The sequence below is a fragment of the Paraburkholderia sp. BR10882 genome (assembly GCF_040948855.1).
GTDB lineage: Bacteria > Pseudomonadota > Gammaproteobacteria > Burkholderiales > Burkholderiaceae > Paraburkholderia > Paraburkholderia nodosa_A.
Window position 1 is genome coordinate 219,590 of the sequence record NZ_JBFPKP010000001.1, and the last position, 12,679, is coordinate 232,268.

The window sequence follows — 12,679 nt, forward strand, 5'->3', positions numbered from 1 at the left end:
GCGGGGATGTTGTGGCGCACAAAGCGCCCGGGAGCCGAAGCGGGGAAAGGGGAACGCGGCTTCAGCCGCCGATCTGCGCTACGGCCGCGACGGCCTGATCGGTCGCATCCTGCGCGCAGCAATCCACGACGATGCGCTCCGGCATGGCGCGCAGCCACGTGAGCTGACGCTTGCAGAGCTGGCGGGTGGCAAAGACGCCCTTGTCGCGCATGGTGTCATAGTCGACTTCGCCATCGAGGTATTCCCAAACCTGGCGATAACCCACGCAGCGCATGGATGGCAGGTTGGGGTTCAGATCCCCGCGCGCGCGCAGCGCCTTCACCTCGTCGATGAGACCGCCGGCGAGCATCGCATCGAACCGCGCTTCGATACGCGCGTGCAGCACGCTGCGATCAGAGGGCTCGAGCGCGACGGGCACGAAGCGGTAGCGCGCGGCTTCATCTTCGCGCGTGGACGGCGTGGCGAGCAGCACCGACATCGGCTGCCCGCTCAGCATGAAAATTTCGAGCGCCCGCTGGATGCGCTGCGAGTCGTTCGGGGCGAGGCGTGCAGCCGTGGCCGGATCGACCTGCGCGAGGCGGGCATGCATGGCGGGCCAGCCATCGCGCGCGGCTTCGGCGTCGAGTTGCGCGCGCACGGCCGGATCGGCCGAGGGCAGGTCGTTCAGGCCTTGGGTGAGCGCCTTGTAGTAGAGCATCGTCCCGCCCACGAGCAGCGGCACGTTCCCGCGCGCAACGATTTCGCCCGTCACGCGCAGCGCGTCGGCACGAAAGTCGGCGGCGGAATAGGCATCCAGCGGATCGACGATATCGATCAGATGATGCGCGGCGGCCGCACGCTCCGCGGCGTTCGGCTTCGCCGTGCCGATGTCCATCTCGCGGTACACGAGCGCCGAATCGACGCTCACGATTTCCACCGTGCGCCCGCGCGCCGCCGACTGCGCCGCATACGCGAGCGCGGCCGCCGTCTTGCCCGAGGCCGTGGGGCCGAGCAGACACGCGACGGGCAGCGCTGCGCCTTCCTGTTTCGTGGACTGCGTCATTGACCGCGCATGAAGAGCCGATCGAGATCGGCGAGCGTGAGCTGATACCAGGTCGGCCGGCCGTGGTTGCACTGGTCGGCACGCTCGGTGGCTTCCATCTGGCGCAGGAGCGCGTTCATTTCGTCGAGCGTGAGACGCCGGTTCGCGCGCACCGCGTGATGGCAGGCGAGCGTGCCGAGCATCTCGTGCTGGCGCTCGGTGAGCACGCGCGAGCCGCCATACTCGTGCAGGTCGGCGAGCACGGCGCGCGCGAGCGCCTGGAGATCGGCGTCCTTGAGGAGCGCGGGCACCGCGCGGATCGCAATCGAGGTGGGCGAGAGGACGGCGAGATCGAAGCCCAGCGCTTCGAGCGTGGCCTTTTCTTCCTCGACGGTGCCGGTTTCGACGGGATCGGCCGTCATCGAGATCGGGATCAGCAAGGGCTGCACGGCGAGCGAGCGTTCGGCGAGGGCCTGCTTGAACTGCTCGTACAGGATGCGTTCGTGCGCGGCGTGCATGTCGACGATCACGAGGCCGCGCGCGTTCTGCGCGAGCACGTAGATGCCGTGAACCTGGCCGAGCGCGAAACCGAGCGGGTGGTCCTCGCCGGCTTCGAAGGCGGCGTGCGGCGCGCCGGTGGCGAATGCATCGGCTGCACCGGCTGCGCCGTCTTGCGCCTGCGGGACGCTCGAACCTTGCGCCGTGCCGGCGCCGACATCTTTGCGGCCGAACAACGCGTCATATAGCGCGAGCGGCTGCGCGACAGGCAGGCTGCCTTGCGTCATGCGCGACTGGCGCAGCCAGGTGTTGCCGCTGCTCGCGCCTGCACCGCCGCCGCCTGGCTGACCGAAGCCCGACGCGCGCGAAGGCAGGCCACCCGCGCCGCCGCCGAAGCTGCTTGCCACGCTCGCGGTGCCGAACTTGCCGTCCGCGCCGAAGCCGGGCGCTGCGCCTGCGCGCGCGGAGTCGGCCGCGCCCGAAGCCAGCCCGACCGAGGCGCCCAGCACCCCGGCGCCCGGCAACGCCCGCGGCTCGATGAGCGCCGCGGCATGGCCGCCCGAGGTCGTCTCGGGCGAGGCGCCCGCGTGGCGCGCTAGCGCGCGCTGCACGGCATGGAACACGAACTGGTGAATCGAGCGCGAATCGCGGAAACGCACTTCGATCTTCGAGGGATGCACGTTCACGTCGACGGCTTCGGGCGGCAGGTCGAGGAACAGCACGTACGACGGGTAGCGCTCGCCGTGCAGCACGTCCTCATACGCCGAGCGCACCGCGTGCGTGAGCAGTTTGTCGCGCACGAAGCGGCCGTTCACGAAGAAGTACTGCTGGTCGGCGCGGTTGCGGCTCGCCGTCGGCAGCCCTGCACAACCGTAGACGGCGAGCGGCCCGGCGCGCTCGTCGAGCGGCAGATGCGCCGTGGCGAACACTTCGCCGAGGATCTTCGAGACGCGCGTGGCCGGATCGCTCGCGTTCCAGTGCTCCACCGCGCGGCCGTTGTGCAGCACCGAGATCGCGACGTCCGGTCGTGCGAGCGCGCTGCGGCGGATCATCTCGAGGCAATGGCCCAGCTCGGTCTGCTCGCTCTTCAGGAACTTGCGGCGCGCGGGCGTGTTGAAGTACAGCTCGCGCACTTCGATGGTCGTTCCCTGGCCGCCCGCAGCCGGCGAGATCGCGCCGGTGTGCCCGTCGATCTTCACGGCGTGCTGCGCGTCGGCGCTGCGGCTTGTGATCGACATCTCGGCGACCGAGGCGATCGACGCCAACGCTTCGCCCCGGAACCCGAGCGTCGCGACGCTCTCCAGTTCGGCGAGCGAGCGGATCTTGCTCGTGGCGTGCCGCATGAGCGCGAGCGGGAGTTCGGCTTCGGGAATGCCGCAGCCGTCGTCGGCGATGGAGATGCGCTTGACGCCGCCCTCGTCGAGCAGGATGCGCAGCGTGCTCGCGCCCGCGTCGAGCGCGTTTTCGAGCAGTTCCTTGACGACGGAGGCAGGCCGCTCGACCACTTCACCCGCGGCGATCTGGCTGATGAGCTGGTTGGGCAACGCCTGGATCGCGCGCGCGGGCTGCGCGGCACGCGACGCGACTGCGGCGCCGGTCGTGGCGCCAGTGTCGGCGGCGCTGGCGGAATCCGGCACGGCGCCGGTGGGTTCGGAGTTCGAAGACATGCGCGCAATTATAGCGAGTCGGCGCTAGCCGACCCGACGCGCTTCAGCGCCCGCGAAACCCTCATGTAGCAGCGCTTTGTGCGCAAATTCACCGAAATTGGCGGGAAATTTTCGTGGCGCACGGGCACTTTCGGTATCATGGCGCGATCAATTTGGCTTCTCGCGCAACGCAGGGCGAATGCGCTTTTTCAGGCGCGCGGCCCACGATCAATAAGGGACACTTTTGGATACGCTTCTGCAGTTCGTCAATCTTGTCTTGCACATCGACAAGTTTCTCGGTGTCTTCATCCAGCAATACGGCGGCTGGGTCTACGCGGTGCTGTTCCTGATCGTGTTCTGCGAAACCGGCCTCGTGGTGCTGCCGTTCCTGCCCGGCGACTCGCTGCTCTTCATCGGCGGTGCGTTTGCCGCGACGCATGAGATGAATCTCGGCGTGCTGATCGTGCTGCTGCTCGTGGCTGCGGTCCTCGGCAATACGGTGAACTTTCTGATTGGGCGCGCCATCGGGCCGAAAGTGTTCAATACGCACATTCCTGTGCTCGAACGCTTCCTCGACCGCGCCGCGCTGCAGAAAACCCACGAATTCTACGAACGCCACGGCGGCAAGACCATCGTGCTCGCGCGCTTCATTCCTGTCGTGCGGACGTTCGCGCCGTTCGTGGCGGGCGTCTCGCAAATGCCTATGCGACGCTTTCAGTTTTTCACGGTCACGGGCGCGCTGTCCTGGGTGTTGCTGCTCGTGCTGCTCGGCTACTTCTTCGGCAACATTCCGTTCATTCGCCAGTACCTCAACGTGATCGTGCTCGTCGGCATCGGCGCGGCGATCGTGCCGATCCTGATCGGCGGCGTGTGGAAGATGCTGCGCAAGGACTCGCGCGGCGGCGCGGTGCGCAAGCCCAACGGCGGTTGAGCGTCCGGCGCCTTCGGGCCGCAACGCAAGGAAAAACGGCATCGCCTGCGAAGGCGATGCCGTTTTGTTTTGGCGCTCGCGTCGAACGCGGCGCGCTAGGTGCCCACGCGACGAATGATCGAGGGCGTTTCGGGCGTCGGGTAGCCCGCGTCCTTGAAGGTCTCGACAATCGTGCGGTTGGTGTCGAAATACACCTGCCAGTAGGAGTCGTTGCTGGTGTAGGGACGTACAGCCAGCAGCGGGCCTTCGGGCGTGAACGAGAGAATCTCGACGTTGGGCGGCGGCTCCTGCGAAACGTTCGGAATTTTGGCGATGGCCGTGCGCAGACGGCTGGCGGCATCGACGGGATCGACGCCGTTGGCGATCTTCGCGGTCAGCTCTACGCGGCGCACGGGCGTCGCGCTGTAGTTCGAGATGGTGTCCGAGAAGATCTTGTTGTTGCCGACGATGTTGACCACGTTGTCCGGCGAGATGATGGTCGTGCCGAAGATGCCGAGTTCCTTCACGGTGCCCGTCACGCCCCCGGCCGTCACGAAGTCGCCCACCTTGAACGGGCGCAGCACCTGCATGAACACGCCCGCCGCGAAATGCGCGAGCAGCCCGCCCCACGCCGTACCGATGGCGAGGCCGAGACCGGCGAGGAGCGCCGCGAACGAGGTGGTCTGCACGCCGAACACCTGCAGGATCGCGAGGACCAGCAGCAGGTTCAACACGGCGGCGAGGATCGAACTGAGGTAATGCGCGAGCGTGGGATCGACGCGCTCGTTGCGCGCGAGCACCTTGCGCAGCACACCGGCGACGAGGTTGATGGCCCAGCGTCCGATGATCCACAGGACGATCGCCGCCACGACCTTGGTCCCGAAGTCGATGCCCCGGGTCATGATGAATACGCGGATGGTTTCGAGATCCAAAATGCCCTCGCTTGTGTCGTTGGTTGAGCCTGGAAGACGTGCAACTGACAGCGGCGGGAGCATGACGGGCGCGGTGGTGCGCGCCGTCTGTCCCTTGGCGCATTTATAGGCGAAGCGGCGAAAGCGTGCATCCAGCGTGCCCGCCCGTCTCAGGGTTGACCCTGCGCACGGGGCGCGCGGCGCTCGTTCGATTGAACCGGCGTGCATGGCCGTTCGGCTGTATCGTTGCGCGATCGACCCCGACACGAACCGACACTAAAACAGGAGGCCCGCCATGAACCTGCCGAACACCGATCTCCATCTCATCACCGTGAAGCTCGACGAGTTGCGTCCCACGCAGATCACAGTGGGCTTTCGGGAGGTGAACGCCAAGCGCGCGCACTGGCAGACGCTCGACAAGAAGGGGCGCGCGGCGGCCATCGACTCGCACTGGTTTCCCGCCGTGCTGGGGCCGAAGTCGCGCTACTACGTGGTCGATCATCACCACCTTGGCCGCGCGTGGCTCGAAGAGTCGGTGCAGAGCGTGCGGGTGACGGTGCTCAAGGATCTCTCGTGGCTCGAGCCCACCATTTTCTGGCGCATGATGGAGCACGACCAGTGGGTGCATCCGTTCGATGCCGCGGGCGAGCGCTGCGAATTCGACCAGTTGCCGAAGCAGCTTCTCGGCCTTGCCGACGATCCGTATCGCAGCCTCGCGGGCGAGTTGCGCACGTCGGGCGGCTACGCGAAGGACACGACGCCGTTCAGCGAATTCCTGTGGGCCGACTATCTGCGCCGTAAGGTATCCGAAACGCGCCTGCGCAAGGACTTCGACGCTGCGCTCGCCGAGGCGCTATCGCACGCGCACGATGCCGACGCGCGTTATTTGCCGGGCTGGTCGGGCGTGGTGCCAGCCGCGGCGGCGGCGCCAGCGCCAGCGGCTGCGCCGGCCAAGGCGGCCAAGGCGGCCAAGGCGGCCAAGGCGGCCAAGGTCAAGAAGGGCTGAAGCGGGCGGCGCACCCTACCTCGCCAGGGGCAGACTCAGGCGTGCGCGGGCTTGCGTTCGTACAACCCGCACGCGCTTCGCTCCCGCGCCAGTTCAGCGTTCAGCGCGCGTCGGGCAACGGCGCCTGCGGCGGCGTACCTTGCGTGAGGTAGTGGCAGAGCCACTCGCTGGCGGGGCCGCGCGCCGCGTCGGTGCGATGGATCAGCGAGATGTTGTAGTTCACCGAGCGCCGGTCCGCGAGCGCGACGCGCACGAGCCGACCGGCTTCGAGATCGGCTTCCACGAGGTGCTTCGGCATCGACCCCCAGCCGAGGCCCGCGAGCAGCAGCCGGTGCTTGGCGCCCAAGTCGCCGAGTTTCCACGCGCGATTGCTGTACACGCCGAAATTCTGGCCTTCGGTAAGGCGGCTGCGGTCGGTGAGCACCAGCTGCGTATGCTCGCGCGCATCCGAAATGCGCACGGGGTGCTCCGCCTTGGCGAGCGGATGGCAGGGGGCGGCCACGAGCACGAGTTCCACGGTGCCGATGGACTGGGCTTCGATCACGTGCGGCCAGTTGTGGTTCGGCCCGCTGATCCCCACCGCGCAGTCGCCGTCGAGCACGAGCTTGAGCACGCCGCCAAGCGCTTCCATGGTGAGATTCAGCGCGACGGTGGGAAACGTGAACGCGAACGCCTGCAGGGCCTCGACGAGCCGCTGCGACGGAAACATCACGTCCACGGCCAGCGAAACCTCGCCCTCGAGCCCCCTCTGCAGGCCGGCCGCCTTGGCGTTAAGCTGACCCATGAGCAGATCGAGGCGGCGCGCGTCGGCGAGGATCGCGCGGCCTGCGGCCGTGAGTTCCGGCTTGCGCTTGCCGCGCTCGAACAGCGCGACGCCCAGCAGCGCCTCGAGATTGGCGATCGTATAGCTGACCACCGACTGCGCGCGGTCGAGCTGGCGCGCCGCCGCCGAGAAGCTGCCGGTCTCGGCGACGGCGATCAGCGCGCGCAGCTGCTCGAGGCTAGGGGAGCGGTCCGAGGTGCGGTGCACGAGGTACGGTCCTTTTCGATCTATCGAAAAAATGGATGATAACCATCCATTTTAGCCGATTGTTTGAATAGGTTTGGCCGGGTAAAGTGCACACCTCGAATAATGGAGTCGTATGCCGATGAACCCCACCGTCAAGCCCGCCGGCCGCTATAACGGCGTTGCCATGCTGCTGCACTGGCTGATCGCCGCGCTGATCGTCTGGGGCTTTGCGCTCGGCTGGGTCATGACCGACATTCCGGGCATCACGCCCACGAAGCTGCGCTACTTCTCGTGGCACAAGTGGATTGGCGTGACCGTGCTCGCGCTCGTGCTGGTGCGCATTCTCTGGCGCGTGACGCACACCGCGCCCGCGCTGCCTGGCTCTATGCATGGCTGGGAACGGCTCGCCGCGCACCTGGGCCATACCGCGCTTTACGTGCTGATGGTCGCGATTCCGGTCACGGGATATCTCTACAGTTCGGCGGCCGGCATTCAGGTCGTGTACCTCGGCATCTGGCCGATGCCCGTGCTGATCGGCCCCGACACCGCGCTCAAGGGCGTGCTGCGCGTCGTGCACATCTCGCTGAACTACACCCTGCTCACCGTGGTCGTGCTGCACGTGCTCGCCGTCATCAAGCACCAGTTGATCGACCGCCAGAACATCCTCTCTCGCATGCTGCCGTTCGGCACGCCGCGCGAATGACTTCGCGGCGCGCATGCGCCATCTCCATTTCCCGATACCTTCCACCTTGGACCGACTGCCCATGATCCAGCGTCTTGCCCATACTGCTTCCGTCGTCGCGCTCGGCGCGGCGCTCGCCGCCGGCGCGGCACTTGCCACGACTTTCGCCACGAACGCCAACGCCGCGGCCGAAGCCGCGAAGAACTCCGTGAGCGCCGTGTTCAAGCAAATGAATGTGCCGGTCGAAGGGCGCTTCAACCACTTCACCGCCGACGTGCGCTTCGATCCGGCGAACGTCGCGGCATCGAGCGCGAAGCTCGACGTCGAGGTGGCGAGCTTCGACCTCGGCGCGCCGGAATACAACACGGAAGTCGCCGGCGACGAATGGTTCGACGCTTCGCATTTCCCGCACGCGACCTTCGTCTCCACACAGATCAAGCCCGCCGCGAACGGCGCGTTCACGGTGACCGGCAAGCTGACCATCAAGGGCAAGACGACCGACGTCGTCGTGCCGGTGCAGTACCGCAAGGACGGCGCCACCCAGGTGTTCGACGGCACGCTGCCGATCAAGCGTCTCGCTTACGGCATCGGCTCGGGCGAGTGGAAGGACACCTCGATCGTCGCCGACGACGTGCAGATCAAGTTTCACATCGTGTCCGCCGCGCACTGACGCGCGTACGGCACCGCTTTTTCATCCCGTTTCTCCCGCACCAGGAATCGATTCATGAAGACCACGATTTTCGCCGCGGCCGTTGCCGCCTCGCTCGCAGCCTTCGTCGCCACGCCGGCGCTCGCAGCCGCCACGACCTATAACCTCGACCCGATGCACACCTATCCGAGCTTCGAAGCCGATCACTTCGGCGGCGTCTCGGTGTGGCGCGGCAAGTTCACGAAGAGCTCGGGCACGGTCACGCTCGATCGCGAGGCGAAGACGGGCACGGTGGACGTGACGATCGACGCATCGTCGATCGATACCGGCAACGCGAAGCTCGACAAGCACGTGAGCTCGGCCGAATTCCTCGACACCGCGAAGTTCCCGACGGCCACCTACAAGGGCACGTCGATCCGCTTCGAAGGCGACAAGCCCGTGGAAGTGATCGGCACGTTCACGCTGCATGGCGTGACCAAGCCGCTGAACCTGAAGATCGACTCGTTCAAGTGCTTCCAGAACCCGATGCTCAAGCGTGAAGTGTGCGGCGCGGACGCATCGGCACAATTCGACCGCGCGGACTACGGCGTGAACTGGGGCCAGTCGTATGGCTTCAAGACGGCGACGACGCTGCAGATCCAGGTCGAAGGCGTCAAGGCGGACTGAGTTTGCGCGCGGCATGGGCCGCGCGTCGCTCGATGCGAAAAAGCCCGTGCGCTGTCAGGCGCGCGGGCTTTTTTGTTGCGGGAAGCGATAAGGATGACGAAGTGTCGTCAGTGGATCGGCGACGTTGCGTGCGTGCCGCGCGGCGACAGCGCGACGTCGACGACGTGTGAATGCCAGATCCCGCAGGTGGCCTTCACGGGCACCCAGGCGTACTTGCCGCGGACCTTGGCGAAGGCGCGCAGATGGATCAGTGTGTCGATGGACGGGGCAGGCGAAAGTGCGTCGCTCGCGACGGGCGTGGGCGTGGCATTCGCGGGCGCGGGCTGCTCGATTTTCGCCGAGAGCGCGCGCCGATCGGGCACGAGCAGCGAATCGTAACGCTGCGCCTTATGCACCCACTGGTCGAGCGCGGCAACGCAATTGACGACGGCGTCCGGCACGCGTATGCGGCGCAGGTATGCGTAGTCTTCGGGTTGCGGTTGAATTTGCGCCTGAACGCGCAGACTGAGCCAGAAAAGCGCGAGCAGGGCGCAGGCAAGGGTCGTGAACTTCATGATGACGTGGCCTGTGCAGCGGGGATGGGACGGCGGGGGAGGGAGTATACATGCTGGACGCATGCTCGCGCGCCGAGTCACTCAAGACGCTTGAGCCTGCGCCGTACGCTGCAAAGCAAAAAGCCCAGTCCGGAGACTGGGCTTTTTGTTTGATGCTTTGGTAGGCCGTACGGGATTCGAACCTGTGACCAACGGATTAAAAGTCCGCTGCTCTACCAGCTGAGCTAACGACCCAAAAGAGAAGCGGGATTATAGCGGCGTCTGGTCAACGCGTCAACTTTTGCCGTCATAAAACCGATGGAAGCGCCCGGAGCACGCCGTGCCCCGGGCCTTCCCTGTATGCGAGAGGCGCATTTCGCGGCATTGGCATTAGCCAGCGCCACGTCACGCCAAAACCATCCAGCAGCGCTTATTTGAGCTGTGAAAGCTTGCTCTGCGCCGTCTGGGCGACATCCGAGTTGCCGTATTGCGAAACGACCTGCTCGAGCGTGCGTTTGGCCGCAGCCTTTTGCCCCTGCTCGATCTGATTGTTTGCAATGGCCAGCAGTGCCTCGGGGGCACGCGGGTGTTGCGGGTATTTGTTGACGACGTTCTGCCACGTCGCGGTCGACCCCTTGTAGTCCTTCAGCGCATAGAGCGCGTTGCCGAGCCAGTACTGCGCGGTCGGCTGGTAAGGACTCTGCGGGAACTTCGCGATGAAGCTACGGAACGATGCCGCCGCGTTCTTGAAGTCGCCGTTGCGGAACTGCTGCGAAGCGGCGTTGAACGCGTCCATCTCACCCGGCTGAACCGTGCCTTGCATGCCGTCCACGGTCTCCTGCTGCGGCTCGAACTTCTTGAGTCGCGTGTCGAGATCCGTGTAGTAGTCCTTCTGTTGCTTCTGCAGGGTCGCCAACTGGTTCGCCATATCCTCGTTCTGTCCGCGCAACGTCGCGACCTGCTGGTTGAGCTGGTCGAGGTGGTTGGACTGGTCGAGGATCGTGCGTTGAGCGGCGGACAGCTGGCTGGACAGGCTGTCCGTTTTCGCGCGCAGGTCGAGAATCGCCTGGCGCGCCTGATCGTCATCGAAGATACCCGCGTGGGCCGGCAGCGCCGCAAAGGCGACGCCAGCCACGCAAGCGGCTGCGGCTACGCGCAGCGGGGAGAAACGGTGCGACATACGCCCCTTCATCCAATGCTCAATTACTGTTGATACACGAGGTCAGCACGGCGGTTCTGCGCCCACGATGCTTCGTCGTGGCCCGTTGCGACCGGCTTTTCCTTACCGAGGCTGACGGCTTCCATTTGCGAATCGGGCACGCCCATCAGCGAGAGGGCGCGACGGACCGCTTCAGCACGCTTTTGACCCAGCGCCAGGTTGTATTCGCTCGTGCCGCGCTCGTCGGTGTTGCCCTGGATCAGGACGTGACGTTCCGGGTGCGTCTTGAGGTACTGTGCGTGAGCTTGCAGCAGCGACTGGTAGTCGTCCTTGACGGCGTAGCTGTCGAAATCGAAGTACACGCTGCGCTTGGCGAGCGGGCTGTTCGGATTGTTCAGCTCATCGACGTTCACCTGGGCGACCGCGTTCGGGTTCGGCTGGGTGTTCATCGCACCGGCGTTCGGGTTCGTTTCCTTGACACCCGACTTACACGCTGCCAGTGCACCGATCATCAAGACGGCCAAGGCCAGGCGTACTTTCTTCGACATCATTATTTCTCTCCTGAAGTGTTATTGCATAAAAGGACCCCAGGACGGCTCGCGTACGCTGCCGCCCTGAACGGACAGGATTTGCCGCGTACGACCGTCGGTCGATACAGCAGCCAGCACGCCACGGCCGTTCACCTGTGTGGCGTAAAGAATGTACTGACCGTTCGCCGCGAAGCTGGGCGACTCGTCATGTGTCGTGTCAGTGAGCGCCGTGGCGACACCGGACTGCAGATCTTGAATGTACAGCTTAAATCCGCCGCCCGTGCGTGAGATGTACGCCAGTTGCTTGCCGTCCGGGCTGGCCTTCGGGCTCGTATTGTAGTTGCCGGTAAACGTCACACGCTGTGCCGCTGCGGCGCTTTCGCCCTGGGCCGGCATCTTGTAAATCTGAGGCTGGCCGCCGCGGTCGCTCGTGAAATAAATCCAGCGTCCGTCAGGAGAGTAGTTGGGTTCGGTGTCGATCGTCGTGCCTTGCGTGAGGCGGTGCAGGCCGGAGCCGTCGGCATTGACGGCGAAGATCTGCGTGTTGCCCGTGCGCGACAATGCTACTGCGAGCGTGCGGCCGTCGGGAGACCAGGCCGGCGCCGAATTGTTGCCCTTCTGGTCCGAAATGATCACGCGGCGACCCGTCGGCAGGTCGTGCACGTAGACGATCGGCTTCTTCTTTTCGAAAGATACGTAAGCGACCTTGGTGCCGTCGGGCGACCAGGCCGGCGAGATGATCGGCTCGGGGCTCGACAGCGCGATATGCGCGTCTTGTCCATCGGAGTCCGAAACCTGCAGCTGGAAGCGGCCGCCCGTCTTGATCACGTATGAAAGACGCGTGGCGAACACGCCGCGATCGCCGAGCAGCTTCTGATAGATGTAGTCCGCAACCTTGTGCGCGCTCATGCGCAGGCCGCTTGCCGGGCTCGTGAGCACAAGGCCGCCGAGGCTTTCGCCCTTCACGGTGTCGTAGAGCTTGAAGCGCACTTCGTACTGGCCGTTGGCGAGCTTGTTCACGCTGCCCGCAACGAACGCGTTGGCGCCCTTGGCCTTCCAGCTGCCGAGGTCGACGGAGTCGTTTTCCGAGATCGGTGCGCTGCCGGCATCGATATTCGTAAATTTCCCGCTGCGTTGCAGGTCGGCGCGCACGATGGCCGCGACCTGCTCGGGCGAATTCGCTTCACCGGCAAAGTTAGCCGTGGCGATGGGGAACTGGGTGGAGCCCACGCCGGTGACGAGGACGTTGAGTTGTGCGTTCGCCGCGCCGCCCGCCGTGATCAGGCAGGACGCGACGAGGGTTCGCAGGCCAAGCTTCGTCATCAATGTCATGCTGTGATATTTCCTGAAAAAAGCAATTTTGTCATAACGCGCAACAGCAGACTGACCCGAAAACGTTCGAATCGTTCCTTATTAGCCACTGTTGCGCGGCGGCTTTCCTCAACCTTTCTGCGCCTTG

General features: G+C 65.3%; 12 protein-coding genes, 1 tRNA gene and 1 pseudogene. 5 read left to right on the top strand and 9 right to left on the bottom strand.

Annotation, left to right across the window (positions count from 1 at the left end):
- Positions 1-61 precede the first annotated feature (61 nt).
- Both miaA and mutL read right to left on the bottom strand, forming a co-directional pair.
- A complete protein-coding gene (gene miaA, locus AB3X99_RS00955; protein WP_368615928.1) occupies positions 62-1,042 on the bottom strand; it encodes a tRNA (adenosine(37)-N6)-dimethylallyltransferase MiaA in 981 nt (326 codons plus the stop codon).
- Positions 1,039-3,186, bottom strand: a complete 2,148-nt coding sequence (gene mutL, locus AB3X99_RS00960) for a DNA mismatch repair endonuclease MutL (RefSeq protein ID WP_368615929.1) — start codon at positions 3,184-3,186, stop codon at positions 1,039-1,041. The genes miaA and mutL overlap by 4 nt, the downstream gene beginning before the upstream one ends.
- 223 nt (positions 3,187-3,409) lie before the next feature.
- On the opposite strand from mutL, the gene AB3X99_RS00965 reads away from it, so the two are divergent.
- Entirely contained in the window at positions 3,410-4,096 is a 687-nt protein-coding gene (locus AB3X99_RS00965) for a DedA family protein (protein ID WP_069262819.1), read from the top strand.
- Positions 4,097-4,191: 95 nt separating this feature from the next.
- Here AB3X99_RS00965 and AB3X99_RS00970 read toward each other — a convergent pair whose 3' ends face one another.
- Complete coding sequence (locus AB3X99_RS00970) at positions 4,192-5,007, bottom strand: mechanosensitive ion channel family protein (protein ID WP_069262818.1); 816 nt, start codon at positions 5,005-5,007, stop codon at positions 4,192-4,194.
- Between the two features lie 274 nt (positions 5,008-5,281).
- Between AB3X99_RS00970 and AB3X99_RS00975 the strand changes: the two are divergent.
- A pseudogene (locus AB3X99_RS00975) lies at positions 5,282-5,902 on the top strand (ParB-like protein); the annotation flags it as partial.
- Positions 5,903-6,092: 190 nt separating this feature from the next.
- Here the strand turns inward: AB3X99_RS00975 and AB3X99_RS00980 are convergent.
- Complete coding sequence (locus tag AB3X99_RS00980; RefSeq protein ID WP_368615930.1) at positions 6,093-7,022, bottom strand: LysR family transcriptional regulator; 930 nt, start codon at positions 7,020-7,022, stop codon at positions 6,093-6,095.
- Positions 7,023-7,140: 118 nt separating this feature from the next.
- Between AB3X99_RS00980 and AB3X99_RS00985 the strand changes: the two genes are divergently transcribed.
- From AB3X99_RS00985 to AB3X99_RS00995, 3 genes are all read left to right on the top strand, one after another.
- Positions 7,141-7,704, top strand: a complete 564-nt coding sequence (locus tag AB3X99_RS00985) for a cytochrome b (RefSeq protein WP_342948468.1) — start codon at positions 7,141-7,143, stop codon at positions 7,702-7,704.
- 61 nt (positions 7,705-7,765) lie between these two features.
- Positions 7,766-8,353 carry a YceI family protein gene (locus AB3X99_RS00990; protein ID WP_342948592.1) on the top strand — a complete coding sequence of 196 codons (588 nt, stop codon included), beginning with the start codon at positions 7,766-7,768 and terminating at the stop codon, positions 8,351-8,353.
- Positions 8,354-8,407: 54 nt separating this feature from the next.
- Positions 8,408-8,998, top strand: a complete 591-nt coding sequence (locus AB3X99_RS00995; RefSeq protein ID WP_069262814.1) for a YceI family protein — start codon at positions 8,408-8,410, stop codon at positions 8,996-8,998.
- Positions 8,999-9,105: 107 nt separating this feature from the next.
- On the opposite strand, the gene AB3X99_RS01000 is transcribed toward AB3X99_RS00995, so the two are convergent.
- From AB3X99_RS01000 to tolB, 5 genes are all read right to left on the bottom strand, one after another.
- On the bottom strand, positions 9,106-9,552 hold the full coding sequence (locus AB3X99_RS01000) for a BspC domain-containing protein (protein ID WP_069262813.1): 447 nt from the start codon (positions 9,550-9,552) through the stop codon (positions 9,106-9,108).
- Between the two features lie 158 nt (positions 9,553-9,710).
- Positions 9,711-9,786 (bottom strand) — tRNA-Lys (locus AB3X99_RS01005).
- 175 nt (positions 9,787-9,961) lie between these two features.
- On the bottom strand, positions 9,962-10,711 hold the full coding sequence (ybgF, locus tag AB3X99_RS01010; protein WP_069262812.1) for a tol-pal system protein YbgF: 750 nt from the start codon (positions 10,709-10,711) through the stop codon (positions 9,962-9,964).
- A 23-nt stretch (positions 10,712-10,734) separates the two neighbouring features.
- Positions 10,735-11,241: a peptidoglycan-associated lipoprotein Pal gene (pal, locus tag AB3X99_RS01015; RefSeq protein WP_042266217.1), complete on the bottom strand. Its 507-nt coding sequence runs from the start codon at positions 11,239-11,241 to the stop codon at positions 10,735-10,737.
- Positions 11,242-11,259: 18 nt separating this feature from the next.
- Complete coding sequence (gene tolB / locus AB3X99_RS01020; RefSeq protein ID WP_069262811.1) at positions 11,260-12,552, bottom strand: Tol-Pal system beta propeller repeat protein TolB; 1,293 nt, start codon at positions 12,550-12,552, stop codon at positions 11,260-11,262.
- Positions 12,553-12,679 lie beyond the last annotated feature (127 nt).

Coding starts and splice junctions, on each gene's coding strand:
- miaA (WP_368615928.1), bottom strand. CDS start 1,042: ATGACGCAGTCCACGAAACAGGAAGGCGCAGCGCTGCCCGTCGCGTGT.
- AB3X99_RS00995 (WP_069262814.1), top strand. CDS start 8,408: ATGAAGACCACGATTTTCGCCGCGGCCGTTGCCGCCTCGCTCGCAGCC.
- mutL (WP_368615929.1), bottom strand. CDS start 3,186: ATGTCTTCGAACTCCGAACCCACCGGCGCCGTGCCGGATTCCGCCAGC.
- ybgF (WP_069262812.1), bottom strand. CDS start 10,711: ATGTCGCACCGTTTCTCCCCGCTGCGCGTAGCCGCAGCCGCTTGCGTG.
- AB3X99_RS00985 (WP_342948468.1), top strand. CDS start 7,141: ATGAACCCCACCGTCAAGCCCGCCGGCCGCTATAACGGCGTTGCCATG.
- pal (WP_042266217.1), bottom strand. CDS start 11,241: ATGATGTCGAAGAAAGTACGCCTGGCCTTGGCCGTCTTGATGATCGGT.
- tolB (WP_069262811.1), bottom strand. CDS start 12,552: ATGACATTGATGACGAAGCTTGGCCTGCGAACCCTCGTCGCGTCCTGC.
- AB3X99_RS01000 (WP_069262813.1), bottom strand. CDS start 9,552: ATGAAGTTCACGACCCTTGCCTGCGCCCTGCTCGCGCTTTTCTGGCTC.
- AB3X99_RS00990 (WP_342948592.1), top strand. CDS start 7,766: ATGATCCAGCGTCTTGCCCATACTGCTTCCGTCGTCGCGCTCGGCGCG.